This is a genomic window from Mycolicibacterium holsaticum DSM 44478 = JCM 12374, assembly GCF_019645835.1.
In the GTDB taxonomy this organism is placed as follows: Bacteria; Actinomycetota; Actinomycetes; order Mycobacteriales; family Mycobacteriaceae; genus Mycobacterium; species Mycobacterium holsaticum.
This window is the reverse complement of sequence record NZ_CP080998.1, coordinates 1,304,173-1,318,525: the sequence shown is the minus strand read 5'-3', so window position 1 is coordinate 1,318,525 and position 14,353 is coordinate 1,304,173. Positions and strand designations below refer to the sequence as shown.

Here is a 14,353-nt window from a genome sequence, read left to right as displayed (position 1 = left end):
CTATCGAACGTTGAGCCCCGCGAGCAGATCGGTTTCCCAGCCCCGGGCGTCGCGCGCTCCGGCGGTGCCCGCGGCAAGGATGTAGTGCTCGATCGCGCCGATCGGCAGCGCGACGTTGTTCGACAGCGCGAACGATCGGCCGTCGGGTGCGACCGTGACCTGGGTGGTGTGCGCGCGCAGCGCGGCGACCTTGGCGGCCAGTTGTTCCTCGACATCGATGACCGCGTGGATGTCCTCGTCAGGGAATCCGAACCCGAGGTCGTCGGCGGACACCCGGATCCAGTCCGGCGGCGCGTCGCCCAGCGCGGCCAGGCCCTCGGTCATCGCGGACTTCGCGAACACCGACCAGTAGACCTTCGGCACGCTCCACGGTTCGCCCGGATAGTCGGAGCCCGCTGACGCGGCGACGGCGGCCATCGTCACCTCGTGGGTGTGGATGTGGTCGGGGTGGCCGTATCCGCCTTGGGGGTCGTAGGTGACGACGACGTGCGGGCGCAGCTCACGGATGTGCGCCACCAACTCGCCGACGGCCTCGCGCGGATCCGCGTCGATGAACCGCTGCCGGTGTCGCCGCGGCGTGCCCGCCATGCCGGAATCGCGCCACCGGCCCGCACCGCCGAGGTAGACGGGTTCGTCGAGGCCGAGCGCGCGCAGCGCCGCGGTCAGTTCGGCGACGCGGAATCCGCCGAGTTGGTCGGCCTGGTCGACGGCGAGCTGCGCCCACCGCTGGCCGATCACCTCGCCTTCCTCTCCCAGCGTGCACGTCACGACCCTGACCTGTGCTCCGCGGGCGACGTAGTGGGCGATCGTCGCGCCGGTGGCGATGGTCTCGTCGTCGGGATGGGCGTGGACGAACAGCAGCCGCGGAGTCTCCATTCCCACTAGCTTGCCCGGTGGCTCCGTGATCGGGCCAGCATCGTGGGTCGGATCAACGGTTCGGCCGGTCGCGGCCGCCGAGCCTGGCGCCCGTCGGCAAACCGAGCCGGCACCTGTCGCGGCGGCCCGAGTCGGGTGCCGGCGCCGCGTTTCATGCTTGCCGCCGCAACGGAGCGGTCCGTCGCGTTTGTCTCGGACAGCCAATCCACTGTCTGGTGCGGACGCAGTCATGTACAGGTGTTTTGGTCGTTCGGATCATGTTCAGCTACGTCCGTACGTTTCTGCACGATCTCATTTAGGTCAGTTTTATTGTTTGCTACATCGCGCCTGTGATTCGGGCGTGATCAGCCGAGAAGCCAAATAAGAAGCTGTCTTCGGCTTAGCTGCGCCACGTTCTGGCTAACTAGTGTGGGCGCAAAAGCGACGGAGCGGACCCTGCGGGGCCGCCGCAGGAATCCGTACTCCGCCGAAGTCGGTTCCCCCTCCCGCCGACCGGGAGGGGGACCGAATGTGTCGTGTGCGTGGCTACTCGTCGCCGCCCGAACCACCGGACTCCGAGCCACCGTCGGCGTTGCTGGCGTCACCGCCGTCATCGCCGCCGTCATCGCCGTCGTTGTCGCCGGAAGTGGTGTCGGCCGCGCCGCCCGCCTGGTCCTGCTCGGACGCCTCGGTGCCCTCGCCGGTCGCGCTGCCGGTGCTCAGACCGGTCTGGCCAGGAGTGGCCGTCAGGCTCTCGCGCACCTCTCCGCTGCCCGGCTTCTCGCCGGTCTGGTCAACATCCTCGAGGCCGGTTTCGTCCTCCTCCGACGAACCGTCGAGGGTCGCAGTTTCCTCGACTTCCCGCTCCTCGGCCTTCTGCTCGTCGGCCTCGGCTTCTTCGGCGAGCGCGGCTGCGGCGCCAGACCCGTCGGCGCCTCCGGTGGCGGCCACCGAGCTCGTGCCGTCGTCTTCGACCTCGACCGAGGACGCACCGACCACCTCTGCGCTCTTCGCCGAAGTGTCGAGCTTGAGGGTGAGGACGTTCGCCGCCGGTTCGGGCGCCTGGTTCGCCGCAAGCCCCGCGCCCGAGGGCACGGCGATCGGCTGCAACGTGTCCGCGATCACGTTGCGCAGGCCCAGCAATGCGCCGATAGGTCCTGCGGTGAACGGATTCAGTTGCGGGGTCAGCAATCCCGGAACGCCGTTGAAGCCGTTGAGGATCACGTCGGTCATGACGATGGGCGCGCTGATCAACGCGCCGGCGGCGGTGATGAAGTCACCGGCGCGAACGGCGTCCAGGATGGTCTGGCCGATATCGGCTCCGCCGTTGATGATCGAGTTCACCGGCGACAGAACCAGCGCCGAGAGTAGCGGGAACACCTGGTTCGGCAGCTCGGCGAAGATATTGGCGATGTTCTGCGTAGTGTTCTGCAAGATGGACAGCGGCGGCCCGATGAGGCCAAGCAGCGGAAGGCCCGCGATGATCAGCATCTGGTTCAGCGTCTGTCCCGCGCCGACGATGTCGCCGTCGGCCAGTTGCGCTCCCACCTGACGCAGATCATTTCCGATCTGCTCCACCAGGTCGGGAAGCAACACGCCGATCTGCTGCGCGGTCGCGAGAACCAGCTCGGCGTTCGCCCCCTGATTGACCAGCACCTGCGACAGGATCGGCGCCGGGGTTGCGAGGAACTGCTCGAACAGCCCGGTCGCATTGGTCACCGTGTTCCCGAAGAGCTGTGAGAACGCGATCAGCGGGTTGGACGTCGCGGTGAGTTGCATCGCCGCGCTGACGCTCGGCGTTGCTGAAACCTTCATATCCGGAACCGGCGGCGCCACCGGGCTGGCGGCGATCACGCTGGCTCCAACCAACGCCACCCCAGCGGTCACATAGGGGCGAAGGGCTCCCTGCATGGCTTCTCCTTTACGTAGACGTCAACCATGTCAAGAACAAGCTACCGGGAAGTCAGTTAACTGTTGACGGTTTAGTAAATTTTGCATTCAACGGCCTGTTTTGTTCGCTTCGGCAAAGTTTTCACCGCGCGGGCGCGCCTGTATCACATTTGCTACGTATACCGCTATCGGCGCTCCTGCCAGACCGCGCGGTGCGGTGGAACCCGGCTCCGTCCAGCGCCTGGCAGGCGCGCCTCCCCGCCGTCGGGGGCAAATGATTCCGCAACGAGAACTGTGGCCCCGACGCGGCCGCCAACCGCCGGCACCTTTGCTTATGCAAACAATCTCGCTCACGGGACAGATGAGCCAGCAAACAGCCATCGCTGCCTCAGAGCGCGCTTCGGGCATATCCGGCCCGCCGGTTCGCATCGGCCCCGGCCGGCGACTGGCATAGATTCACCTGGTGTCGCGGCGCACCGTGGAGTTCGGCTGCGCGATCGTCATCGTCGGCCTGCTGGCCGGTGCCGCGGGCGCCGCCACCACCCTGTTGCTGCACGGCGTCGAACACCTCACCTACCACTACTCGTTCGGCACGCTGCTGACCGGTATTGGCGGCAGCAGCCCCGTCCGGCGTGCGCTGGGCCCGACGATCGGTGGCGCGCTGGCCGGACTCGGCTGGTGGCTGCTGCGGCGACGTGCCGACGTGCCGTCGCTGTCCGCGGCGATCGCCAGCCCACGACGGCTGCCCCGGCTGCCGTTGTCCATCGACGCCGCGCTGCAGGTGCTGCTCGTCGGATCCGGCGCATCGCTGGGCCGCGAAGGCGCGCCACGCCAATTGGCCGCTGCGCTGAGTGACTTCGGCACGCAGCGGCTGTCCTTGACGCAGCGCGACCGCGAAATCCTGCTGGCATGCGCTGCCGGCGCCGGACTGGGCGCGGTGTACAGCGTGCCGCTGGGCGGCGCCGTGTTCTCGGCCAGGATCGTGCTCGGGACATGGCATCCCAGAGCGGTGGGCACCGCGCTGATCACGTCGAGCATCGCGGTGGCGGTGGCCGCGCCCGTCACTCATCTCGAGCATGCGCTGACTTGGCCGGACGCCGATCTGTCGTACCTGTTCGCGTTCCTGGCGCTGGCGGTCTCCCCGCTCGCGGCCGCGGTGGGCTTGGCGTTCGACAAGGTGATGGCAGCGGCTCGTCCGCGCAGTCCGCTGCGGTCCTGGCTGCTGATCCCGGCAATCGCGGCGGCCGGGCTGGTCATCGGGATCTGCTCGATTCGGTGGCCGGAGCTGCCCGGCAACGGCAGAAGCATCTTGACGGTGAGCGTCAACAGCTCCCTGACGTTGGGCTCGGCCGCGGTGATCCTTGCACTCAAGCCGCTTCTGACAGCGCTGTTCCTGCGAACAGGCGCGGTCGGCGGCATGCTCACCCCCGCCCTGGCGACCGGCGCGGCGGCCGGGTCGGTGGTCGTGCTTGCGCTCAACGGTTTGGCCGGCACCAGTATCGACGTGCCGGCAGTGTCGTTGACCTGCGCGGCCGGTGTCCTGGCCATCACCCAGCGTGCGCCGGGATTCGCCGCGCTGTTCGTCTGGGAGTTGGCGCATCCGCCGTACTGGCTGCTGATCGTGTTCGCAATCGCCGCCTACGCCGCCCACGGGTTGCGGCTTCTACGCGAGCGTCACGCGGCCGAGCAGCCGGCCCGGTCGTGAAAGCCCACCGGGCCGCGGTGACCAGACTACTGCGGTGTCTTTACCCAGTTGCCGGCGTCGCCCACGATGCCCACCGGTACGGCACCCGACAGGCTGACGTTGCGCACGCTGGGCCCGGCGGCGACGATCGTGGTGTCCTGCAGGATCGGTAGCACCGTCGCCATGTTCCACAGCCGCGGTTCGACGGCGGTGATCACGTCGGCGATGTCCTCCGTACCGTCCAGCCCCGCATCGATTTTGGGCTGGATGCTGCGATCGCAGATGCCGGTGATATTGCTGGGCGCCTGCACGAGCTCGCCGGATCCGGGCGCCGGGGCAGGCGAGGTGGTGGTCGCGGTCGGCGTGATCGAAGGCGGCTCGGCCGGCGGCGCCGGCGGCTCGCCCGCCGGGGCCGGTGCCGGCGAGGTGGCGGCAGTGGGGCTGGTTGCCACCGCGGTGGCCTCGAGCGCGCGGCAACCGTAGCGCGACGCCAGCGCGGTCGCGAGATCGCCACCGGCCTGCCGCCAGCCGATGACGGCGTCGACGCGGTTGTTGGCCAGCGCCTCGCCGTAGAGCACCACCGGGTCCAGCGCCGAAACCGATGCGGTGATGCCCACGTTGCGCAGCTGGTCGGCCGCGGTGTTGGCGACGGCCACCGACGTCGGATCGTTGGCGGCCACGCCGAGCACCATGGTCAGCGGCGCACCGTCCTTGGTGATGAGGCCACGGCCGTCTTCGGGGGCTGGGACGCCGGGGGCCGTCTGGCGCGGTTCGAGCTTGTACCCGGCGTCGAAGAGCAACTCCAGCGCCGCGTCCTGCGTCATCGCCGGCGGCGCGGTGGGCACGTAGCCGGGATCGGACGGCGAGCGGATCTGCGCCTGCGCCAGCGTCACCGTGTTGTCGTCACCGGCGCCCACCGAGGCCAGCAGGTCGACGTCGAGCAGACCCAGGATCGCTTTGCGCACTTGGGTATCGGCGAGCGCGGGCTGCTGGGCGCGCAGCGTCAACTGCATGACGCGGGGGGTGACGATGCGGGCGGTGCGCACGTCGGGGATCGCCGACAGTTGTGCGAACGCGGCCGCCCCGCCGTGCACCTGAGCCACCTGGGTGTCGCCGTTGCGGATCGAGTCGGCCAGCGCCGCGGAGTCGCCGCCGCGCCGCAACAGGATCTGGTCCGGTTTGGCGGGTTGAGCCCAGTAACGGTCGTTGCGCGCCAGCAGGATCTCGTCGCGTTGCGGGTCGATGGTCTCGACGCGGAACTGCCCGCCGGTGACGGGCAGTGCCCGCGCCAGCCCCGCCGCGAAACCACCCGGGATGTCCTTGACGATGTGGGCGGGCAGGATGTCGTTGAACAACTCGCGCCACGCCGGATACGGCTGGGAGAACGTCACCACCGCGGTCTTGCCGCCCTCCACCGACTGCACACCGGTGATCAGGTCGTAACCGGCGGGGTCGACCACGCCGGGATGGCTGACCATCTGCCGCCACAGATACCAGTAGTCGTCGGCGGCGATGGGGGCGTTATCGGTCCAGGACGCCTCCGGGCGGATCTTGTAGGTGACGGTGAACGGATCGTCGTTGGTGACCTGTGCGGAGTCCAGCAGGGTCGTGTCGAGTTCCCATCGCGACCCCGTCGGCGTCTTCGGATCCGGAATCGGGCGAAACGAACTTGGCAGCACCAGCGAGCTGATCGCGGCGTTGACCGGGGACTGATCGGAGAGCAAATGCGGGTTGAATCCCGGGCCGATCCAGTCGATCGCCAGGATGATCTGGGTCAGCCGTGGTGGTGGCGGGGCCACCACCTCGGTGGTGTCGGTGCTCTGTGGCGCCGGCGGCGGGCTGACCGTACAGGCCCCCAACAGCGTGACCAGCGCAAACATCGCGGCAATGACGCGTACGGGTCCCGGCACGGTGTTCAGGGTATCGGCATCGGGGGCTGCCCCCAGTTTCGGTGAGGTTGCGGCCTCACGATCGCACCGGCGATGAGAAACTTGCACATCGGGGTCGGCGGGGGGAAGAGTCAAAATGCCGAAGATCTACGGGGTGAAGGAAAAGGATCAGGTCGTTGAGCACATCATCGACTTGATCCTGAACGGGCGGCTGCGGACCGGGGACCGGATCGACCGCACCGAGATCACCAAGGAGTTGGGCCTGAGCCGGATCCCGGTTCAGGAAGCCATCTTGCAACTCGAACACGACGGAATACTCACGACGCGTTATCACCGCGGCGCGTTCGTCGAGCGGTTCGACGAGGCGACCATTCACGAGCATCACGAGTTGTACGGCATCCTCACCGGGATCGTCACGGGACGGGCGGCGACCAACCCCACCCCGCGAATCCTCGCGCACCTCGACTCCTCGCTGCGGGTCTTCGAGGCGGCGCAGGATTCGGTCCAGTTCCAGGACGCGTGTTGGGCTTATCGCACCGTCCTCAACGAGGAGTACGCCGGGCCGCGCCTGCAGGCGGCGATCCGCGCGCTGCAGAGCTTTGTGCCCAACCGTTTCTGGAATTATCCCGACAGCTCGACCGATTTCCGCCCCGTCTACGAAGAGGAGATCTCGGCCATCCGCCGGGGCGACGCCGATGCGGCACGATTGTCTTGCGTGAAACGCGCTGAGCTGATGGCGAAGATCATGCTCGACAAGCTGACAGACTCGGGCGTGCTCGGCGGGTAGCACACTACAAAGTGAACCGAACTACCTGACGAGTGCGCGGCAGGTGACGGAAGACGAGTAAGCGCGGCTATCCGCGGGCTTTGGCGCGAGCCTTGGCCCGCAGCCGCTGGGCGGCGTTGAGCTCGACTTTGCGCACCCGCACGACTTCCGGTGTGACCTCGACGCATTCGTCGGAGCCACAGAACTCCATCGCCTGCTCGAGGTCCAATTGGATTGGCTTGGCGAGGGTTTCCATCACGTCAGCGGTCGACGAGCGCATGTTCGTCAGCTTCTTCTCCCGGGTGACGTTGATGTCGAGATCCTCTGCGCGCGGGTTGATCCCGACGACCTGACCCTCATAAGTGGGCTCGCCGGGTTCGACGAAGAACTGGCCGCGGTCCGCGAGTTGGATCAGCGCGAACGGCGTGATCGACCCGGACCGGTCACTGACCAGCGAGCCGGTGTGCCTGGCGCGGATCTCCCCCGCCCACGGCCGGTAGCCGTCGAACACCGCGTTGGCGATCCCGGTGCCGCGCGTCAGAGTGAGAAAGTCGGTGCGGAACCCGATCAGCCCGCGGCTCGGCACGATGAAGTCCATCCGCACCCACCCCGCGGCGTGGTTGGCCATCTCCTCCATCCGGCCCTTGCGCGCGGCCATCAGCTGGGTGATGGCGCCGACGAACTCCTCTGGACAGTCGATGGTCAGCGCCTCGAACGGCTCGTGCAGCTTGCCGTCGATCGTCTTGGTGACCACTTGCGGCTTGCCCACGGTCAGCTCGAAACCCTCCCGGCGCATCTGCTCGACCAAGATGGCCAACGCCAGCTCACCGCGGCCCTGCACCTCCCAGGCGTCGGGTCGGCCGATGTCGACGACGCGGATCGACACGTTGCCGACCAGTTCCTGATCCAGCCGGTTGCGCACCATCCGCGCGGTGAGCTTGTGCCCGGAAACCTTGCCCGCCAACGGCGACGTATTGGTGCCGATGGTCACCGAGATCGCCGGCTCGTCGACGGTGATGCGCGGCAGCGCGTGCGCGTGCTCGGGGTCGGCCAGCGTGTCGCCGATCATGATCTCGGGCAGCCCGGCGACCGCGACGATGTCCCCGGCGACGGCCTCGTCGGTAGGGCTGCGTTCCACGCCGACGGTGGCGAGCAGCTCGGTGATCTTCGCGTTGGTGATGACCGGCGCGCCGTCGATCTGGCGCATCCACGCCACGGTCTGGCCCTTGCGCAACCGGCCGTTGTAGACCCGGATCAGTGCGAGGCGACCGAGGAACGCCGACGCGTCGAGGTTGGTGACGAGCGCCTGCAGCGGCGCGTCGGGATTCCCGCTCGGCGCCGGAATGTGTTCCAGCAGAACGTCGAACAGCGGGTCGAGGTTCTGACCGTCGGGAACCTGTCCGTCGGCCGGTGCCACGGTGCTGGCCACCCCGGCGCGACCCGACGCGTAGAGCGTGGGCAGGCCGAGCGCGTGTTCGGCGGCCTTCTGCGCTTCCGGGTCGCTGGCGGCGAGGTCGTCGGCCACGTCGAGAAGCAGGTCGTGGCTGGCGCTGACCACCTCGGCGATGCGCGCGTCGGGCCGATCGGTCTTGTTGACCACGAGGATGACCGGAAGGTGCGCGCCCAGCGCCTTGCGCAGCACGAACCGCGTCTGCGGTAGCGGCCCCTCGGACGCGTCGACCAGCAGCACCACACCGTCGACCATGGACAGCCCGCGCTCGACTTCGCCACCGAAGTCGGCGTGGCCGGGGGTGTCGATGACGTTGATGATCGTGACGGAGCCGTCGTCGTGGTGGCGATGCACGGCGGTGTTCTTGGCCAGGATCGTGATGCCTTTTTCCCGCTCGAGGTCACCGGAGTCCATGATGCGCTCGGTGGTGTCGTCGCCCCGATGCGTCAATGCCCCCGACTGCCGCAGCATCGCGTCGACCAGAGTCGTCTTGCCATGGTCGACGTGTGCCACGATGGCGACGTTCCGAAAATTCACGTCGTTCATTGTCGCAGGGCAAACCGTCTATCGCGAAAACGAGAGAGCCAGCTCACTTGAAGGCCAGCAAGTTCGCCGACCTCAAACCGAAGAAGAAGTGCTGCCGCAGCAAACCTCGCTGCAAACGCTGCCCGGTGGTGCTCGCCAAGGTGCGCAAGGCCGAACGGCACGGCCTGCGCGGTAAAGACCTGATGAAGGTGCACAAACGGGCCCGGCGAAGCTGACGAGGCGTTGACGCTGCGGTCAGGACACCAAAGCCGCGCGGATCGCGCCCGCAGCGCGGGGTCACCGCAGCGGCGTCAGCGCCTGCTTGAGCGCGGCGAGCCACGTCCGGTCGGCGGGCACCCACGCCACCCCGTTGAGTTCGTCGACGCCGACCCACCGCAACGCACGATGGTCGTTGGGATGCAGGGTGCCGCCGGTCTGTGTGACGCGGTAGGCCCGCAGCGTCGTCGTCGCATTGAGGGCGACGTCTGCGCCCAGCCGCGCACCAACCGTCACCTCGACACCCAGTTCCTCGCGCAGTTCACGGGCCAACGCGGCTTCGTCGGTCTCGCCCGCGGCGACCTTGCCGCCGGGCAGCTCCCACAGCCCCGCCAGTTCGGGCGGCCGGGCCCGCTGGGCGACCAGCAGCGACGCACCGGAGATCAGCGCACCTGCAACGACGACCTGGGTTGGCTTCTGGTTCGACACTGCTCGTGACGGTATACCGTAGAAACCCATGGCTGTGTTAACGGACGAACAAGTGGACGCCGCACTGGCCGACCTTCCCGGCTGGGAGCGTGCCGAGGGGGCGCTGCGCCGCTCGATCAAATTCCCGGCATTCCTCGACGGCATCGATGCGGTGCGCCGTGTCGGCGAGAAAGCCGAGCAGAAAGATCATCACCCCGACATCGACATCCGCTGGCGGACAGTGACTTTCGCGTTGGTGACCCATTCCGAAGGCGGCATCACCGACAAGGACGTCGAGATGGCCCGCGAGATCAACGGGATCGTCGACTAGCCGCGATCCACGCCAGCGTCGCCAGCGTCGCGACGATGTAAACCAGGCCCGCCCAGGCCAGGTACCACGGCCGGGGGATCACCCAGATGGTCGGCTGGGCGAAGCTCAACAGCCACGGCACCCCGACCAGGCTCAGCGCCAGCCAACCCCAGCCCAGGATCCGCGCGCCCAGCCGGTCGGCCAGCGGGCCGTGCAGCAGCCAGATCATCAGCGGGATCAACCACACCCAGTGATGGGTCCACGAGATCGGCGACAGCAGCAGCCCGAACAACTGCACGACGAGGATCGCGCCGAGCCGGTCCGACGCACCGCCGATCGCCCGCCACGCCAGGATCGCCAGCACCGCCGTCACCGCGATCGCGATCAGCACCGCAGGACCCAAGCCCGCGTCGTGACCGAGGATCCGCGAGATGCCGCCGCGCCAGGATTGGTTGAACGACGTCCCGATCGGCCCGACACGATCGGCGTCGCCGAGAAGTTCGGTGAAGTAGTACCGCGTCGGCCCGCCGATCACCAGCGCCGAAACACCCACGGTGGCAACGAAGACGACGGCCGAGAACACCGCGGCCGCCCACCGTCGCGCACCGAGGAAATACAGCCCCGAGATGGCCGGCGTCAGCTTCATCCCGGCCGCCAGACCGACCAGCACCCCCGACAGCCACCACCGCGTGCTGTAGACCGCGTACAGCACGGCCAACACCAGCAGCACGTTGATCTGTCCGTAGTCGAATGTGCTGCGCAACGGTTCGGTCCAGATGCCGACGGCCGTCCACAGCATCGCGACGCGCCGGTCCCCAGAACCCAACAGCCGCTGGCTGATTCGCACCACGCCGTACAACGCGGCGATGATGCCGAGCTGCCAGACAAACGCCACGACCCCGAACGGCACGAGATGCAACGGGAAGAACACCACCGCGGCGAACGGCGGATAGGTGAACGGCAACGGAAAGTCGGGGGTCTGCTCGGCGTAGACGTAGTCGTAGAGCGCGCCGGGGCCGTCCAGGGTTGCTGCGCCGCCGACGTACACGTGCAGATCGACGAAGTTCGCGCCGTTGGGCACCAGGTAGGTCCACGCCAGCCGCGCGGCGATGCTGAGCAGAAGGACGACGGGCGCCGCGGCGGCCACTCGGGCAGCGATGCGCGACGGGGTCGGAGCCGTTTCGATGTCAATCCGTCCGACTTTATCCAGCGCCGGTCCGTGGTCACCAAAACCCTTCGCATCCGTAACGGTTGAATAACCGCCCCACGTGTCACACGAGTCTCAGCAGTAACAGGCCTAGCTTCGGGCGGAGGCGTGCCCACAACGGATTGGATAAACCATGCACAAGATCGCAAAAGTATTCGCGACCTCGACGATCGCCGCTGCGGGGGCGGCTGCGGCGCTCGCGCTGAGCGCCACCGCCGGCGCCCAACCGGCGGCTCCCGCGCCCGCTCCGTCCGTGCCGGGCCTGCCGTTCATCCAACAGCTCGCCAGCAACCCGGCGATCGCCTCGCAGGTCATGCAGGGTGTCACGTCGCTGCTCGGCAGTGCGCAGGCGCCGGCCGCGACGGCGACCGCCCCGGCCGCGACGGCGCCGACGGCCACCGCCTCGGTCACCCTGCCCCAGCCGCCGTCGTCGCTGCCCGGTATGCCGGCCGCGCCCGTGGCCGCCCCGGCAGCCACCACGTCGACCGCGCCGCAGGACCTGCTGACGTCCATCCCCAACGGCCTGGCCTCCCTGCTGCCCGAGGGCACGCCGTTGGTGGGACTGCTGCCCGCCACGGGCTCCGCGGCGGCGCCTGCTGCCGTCGCACCCGCGGCCCCGGCACCCGCGGCGAGCATTCCGGTCCCCGGTACGAGCCTTCCGCCGGTGTTCAGCCCGCTCTCGGGTCTGCCCTGACGGCGAGGGCGACGGTAGCTCACGACCGGACCACGACCACCACACCCTGGGGGAGCCATGTCATCTAGGACAACGTTCGTCACCGTCGCCGCCGCGCTCGGCTCATCGGCCACGCTGCTGCTTGGCAGCGTGGCCGGTGTGGCCAACGCCCAACCCGCACCGCCCCCGCCGATCGACGGACTGCAGGCGCCCGGCCTGTCGGCGGTGCAGAGCATCGGCCCGGCCATTCAGCAGGCCGCCGCCGATCCGACCAACGCCGCGTCGACGTTGATGGCCGCGGCCGCGGTGTTCGCCGGCGACGCCGTGGTTCCGGCCGATTCCCGAAATGTCGCGACGGCGGTCAACCAGTTCGTCGCGCATGTTCCGGCCCCCGGCGCAGTACCCGGCGCCCAGGCGCATCTGCCCGCAGGCATCGACCCCGCACACGCGGTCGGGCCGGTGCCTGCCGCCGCCGAGGCGCCCGCGCCTGCTCCGACGCCGCTGGCCGCACCCGTACCTGCGCCCGCGCCGGAAGCCGCGCCCGCACCCGCACCCGCGCCGGAAGCCGCACCCGCGGCGGCGTCGGGTCCCGCACCTGCGCCCGCGCCGGAAGCCGCACCCGCACCCGCTCCGGGTCCGGCGTTCGGTCCGGACGCACCGCCGACGCAGGACTTCATGTACCCGTCGATCAGCAACAACTGCCTGAAGGACGGCGGCAACGTGCTGGCCACCGCCATCTCGGTGGCCGGTCCGGCCAAGATTCCGACGCCAGGTCCGGGGCCGGGCCAGACCGCCTACGTGTTCACCGCGGTCGGCACGCCGGGACCCGCGGCCAAGCAGGAGCTGCCGCTGAACGTCACCTGGGTGAACCTCAGCACCGGCAAGTCGGGCAGCGCCACGCTCACGCCGCGTTCGGACATCAACCCGGAGGGCCCGACCACGCTGACCGCGATCGTCGACACCGGCCCGGGCAGCATCATCTCGACGATCTTCGGCCAGGTCACCACCACCGAGAAGCAGTGTCAGTTCATGCCGACCATCGGCTCAACGGTCGTGCCGTAGATCCCTTCTTCGGCGAAGGCGTCAGTAGGCCATGAAGAGGATGGCGTCCCGGTCGTAATCGCGGCCGGGGTGCATCTCGGAAAGGTGCGCCTGCGCCTTCTCGACCAGATCGTCCTCGTCCTTGCCGGTGATCGCTTCGCCGCACGGGCAGTTCAGATGCGTCTTCATATGTTCACCATGGCATAGGTCGCCTGAATCGACGTATAGATGTAGGCCATGGACCTCTATAACGTCATGCGATCCACGTTCGCCGTCCGGGAGTTCACCGGCGATCCGCTGCCCGACCACGTGCTCGTCCGCATTCTGGACAACGCGCGGTTCGCGCCCAGCGGGGGCAACCGGCAGGGCAACCGCGTCATCGCCGTGCGCGACCACCAGACCCGCGAATCGCTGATCGAATGCACGATTCCGGGGACCAAGCGCTACATCGCCCAGCTGCGAAACGGTGAGAGCCCGTGGAACCCGTTGCAGCCGACCGCTGTTGACGAGGAGACGATCGCCGCGGTCGAGGTGCCGACGGCGTCGCCGTTGCGCGGGGCCGACGTGGTGCTGGTGGTCTGCGTCGACCTCGGTGTGGTCGCGGCGTTCGACCAGCACCTGGACCGCGTCGGCCTGATCGCAGGCGCATCGGTGTATCCGTTCGTCTGGAACATCCTGCTGGCGGCGCGCAACGAGGGTTACGGCGGCGTTCTCACCACCGCGGCGGTGGCGCAGGAACCACGCGTGCGCGAGCTGCTCGCCATTCCCGACCATTACGCGGTCGCCGCGCTGCTGCCCCTCGGCAAGCCGACGCGCCAGCTCACCAAGCTCAGCCGCAGGCCGGTGTCGGAGATCGCCACCAAGGAGCGCTTCGACGGGGAACCACTGCGCGCTTAGCCGGCAACGCGCAGGTCACGGTTCGGCCGCCGGCTCGACTCGATGGGTCGCGCCCCCTTTCCCATCGGCTGTCTGTCATGAGACCTTGGGTACGTGACCTGCACGCTGGGCTACGCCACAGCAAGCACCGTCGGGCAGAACCTCGAAGGTCAGCTCGCGGCGCTCAGCGACGCGGGCGTCGATCCCCGCCGGGTGTTCACTGACACGTTGTCCGATTCGGCCGACCGCATCCGCGCCGGTCTGCACGCCATGTTGAGCTACGCCCGCGCCGGGGACACCATCGTCGTCGTCGCGCTGGACCGGCTGGGCGTGTCGACCGCCGAGGTGACCCGCACGATCGCCAACCTCACCGACCGCGGGATCAGGTTGCGCACCCTTCGGGAGGGGTTGGACACCGGCACCACGACCGGACGCGTGGTGGCCAGCATCATCGCCACGCTGGCCGCGCTGGACTCCGAAACTGCGCACAGATCGTGACGTCG

General features: G+C 68.6%; 15 protein-coding genes. 8 read left to right on the top strand and 7 right to left on the bottom strand.

The window, feature by feature from the left end; translation table 11 throughout:
* Both mshB and K3U96_RS06420 read right to left on the bottom strand, forming a co-directional pair.
* Positions 1 to 876 carry an N-acetyl-1-D-myo-inositol-2-amino-2-deoxy-alpha-D-glucopyranoside deacetylase gene (mshB, locus tag K3U96_RS06425; RefSeq protein ID WP_069407475.1) on the bottom strand — a complete coding sequence of 292 codons (876 nt, stop codon included), beginning with the start codon at positions 874 to 876 and terminating at the stop codon, positions 1 to 3.
* Between the two features lie 525 nt (positions 877 to 1,401).
* Positions 1,402 to 2,766: a hypothetical protein gene (locus tag K3U96_RS06420; RefSeq protein WP_220692435.1), complete on the bottom strand. Its 1,365-nt coding sequence runs from the start codon at positions 2,764 to 2,766 to the stop codon at positions 1,402 to 1,404.
* A 442-nt stretch (positions 2,767 to 3,208) separates the two neighbouring features.
* Here K3U96_RS06420 and K3U96_RS06415 point away from each other — a divergent pair, with 442 nt between their 5' ends.
* On the top strand, positions 3,209 to 4,450 hold the full coding sequence (locus tag K3U96_RS06415; protein WP_220692434.1) for a chloride channel protein: 1,242 nt from the start codon (positions 3,209 to 3,211) through the stop codon (positions 4,448 to 4,450).
* A 26-nt stretch (positions 4,451 to 4,476) separates the two neighbouring features.
* On the opposite strand, the gene K3U96_RS06410 is transcribed toward K3U96_RS06415, so the two are convergent.
* On the bottom strand, positions 4,477 to 6,309 hold the full coding sequence (locus tag K3U96_RS06410) for an ABC transporter family substrate-binding protein (protein ID WP_069406438.1): 1,833 nt from the start codon (positions 6,307 to 6,309) through the stop codon (positions 4,477 to 4,479).
* 145 nt (positions 6,310 to 6,454) lie between these two features.
* Here K3U96_RS06410 and K3U96_RS06405 point away from each other — a divergent pair, with 145 nt between their 5' ends.
* The gene (locus tag K3U96_RS06405; RefSeq protein WP_069406437.1) at positions 6,455 to 7,105 is read left to right on the top strand and encodes a GntR family transcriptional regulator; all 651 of its coding nucleotides are present in this window, start codon (positions 6,455 to 6,457) and stop codon (positions 7,103 to 7,105) included.
* A gap of 67 nt (positions 7,106 to 7,172) precedes the next feature.
* Here the strand turns inward: K3U96_RS06405 and typA are convergent, their stop codons facing one another.
* The gene (gene typA / locus K3U96_RS06400; RefSeq protein ID WP_220692433.1) at positions 7,173 to 9,071 is read right to left on the bottom strand and encodes a translational GTPase TypA; all 1,899 of its coding nucleotides are present in this window, start codon (positions 9,069 to 9,071) and stop codon (positions 7,173 to 7,175) included.
* Between the two features lie 56 nt (positions 9,072 to 9,127).
* Here typA and K3U96_RS06395 point away from each other — a divergent pair, with 56 nt between their 5' ends.
* Positions 9,128 to 9,295 carry a hypothetical protein gene (locus K3U96_RS06395; protein WP_110917374.1) on the top strand — a complete coding sequence of 56 codons (168 nt, stop codon included), beginning with the start codon at positions 9,128 to 9,130 and terminating at the stop codon, positions 9,293 to 9,295.
* Between the two features lie 61 nt (positions 9,296 to 9,356).
* Here K3U96_RS06395 and K3U96_RS06390 read toward each other — a convergent pair whose 3' ends face one another.
* Positions 9,357 to 9,764, bottom strand: a complete 408-nt coding sequence (locus K3U96_RS06390) for a (deoxy)nucleoside triphosphate pyrophosphohydrolase (protein WP_230982384.1) — start codon at positions 9,762 to 9,764, stop codon at positions 9,357 to 9,359.
* Between the two features lie 28 nt (positions 9,765 to 9,792).
* On the opposite strand from K3U96_RS06390, the gene K3U96_RS06385 reads away from it, so the two are divergent.
* Positions 9,793 to 10,074: a 4a-hydroxytetrahydrobiopterin dehydratase gene (locus K3U96_RS06385; protein WP_069406434.1), complete on the top strand. Its 282-nt coding sequence runs from the start codon at positions 9,793 to 9,795 to the stop codon at positions 10,072 to 10,074.
* Here K3U96_RS06385 and K3U96_RS06380 read toward each other — a convergent pair.
* The gene (locus K3U96_RS06380) at positions 10,055 to 11,263 is read right to left on the bottom strand and encodes a mannosyltransferase (protein WP_275085195.1); all 1,209 of its coding nucleotides are present in this window, start codon (positions 11,261 to 11,263) and stop codon (positions 10,055 to 10,057) included. The two genes, K3U96_RS06385 and K3U96_RS06380, sit on opposite strands and share 20 nt — an antisense overlap.
* Positions 11,264 to 11,393: 130 nt before the next feature.
* Here K3U96_RS06380 and K3U96_RS06375 point away from each other — a divergent pair, with 130 nt between their 5' ends.
* Together K3U96_RS06375 and K3U96_RS06370 are read left to right on the top strand one after the other, a co-directional pair.
* Positions 11,394 to 11,954, top strand: coding sequence for a hypothetical protein (locus tag K3U96_RS06375; RefSeq protein WP_069406433.1), 561 nt, complete (start codon positions 11,394 to 11,396; stop codon positions 11,952 to 11,954).
* A gap of 57 nt (positions 11,955 to 12,011) precedes the next feature.
* Positions 12,012 to 12,995 (top strand): Rv1157c family protein, encoded by a 984-nt coding sequence (locus tag K3U96_RS06370; RefSeq protein WP_220692432.1) that lies wholly within the window; start codon positions 12,012 to 12,014, stop codon positions 12,993 to 12,995.
* A gap of 21 nt (positions 12,996 to 13,016) precedes the next feature.
* Here the strand turns inward: K3U96_RS06370 and K3U96_RS06365 are convergent, their stop codons facing one another.
* A complete protein-coding gene (locus K3U96_RS06365; protein WP_069406431.1) occupies positions 13,017 to 13,163 on the bottom strand; it encodes a DUF1059 domain-containing protein in 147 nt (48 codons plus the stop codon).
* A 48-nt stretch (positions 13,164 to 13,211) separates the two neighbouring features.
* On the opposite strand from K3U96_RS06365, the gene K3U96_RS06360 reads away from it, so the two are divergent.
* Positions 13,212 to 13,871, top strand: coding sequence for a nitroreductase family protein (locus K3U96_RS06360; RefSeq protein WP_069406430.1), 660 nt, complete (start codon positions 13,212 to 13,214; stop codon positions 13,869 to 13,871).
* Positions 13,872 to 13,964: 93 nt separating this feature from the next.
* Positions 13,965 to 14,348 (top strand): recombinase family protein, encoded by a 384-nt coding sequence (locus K3U96_RS06355; protein ID WP_069406429.1) that lies wholly within the window; start codon positions 13,965 to 13,967, stop codon positions 14,346 to 14,348.
* Positions 14,349 to 14,353: the final 5 nt, after the last annotated feature.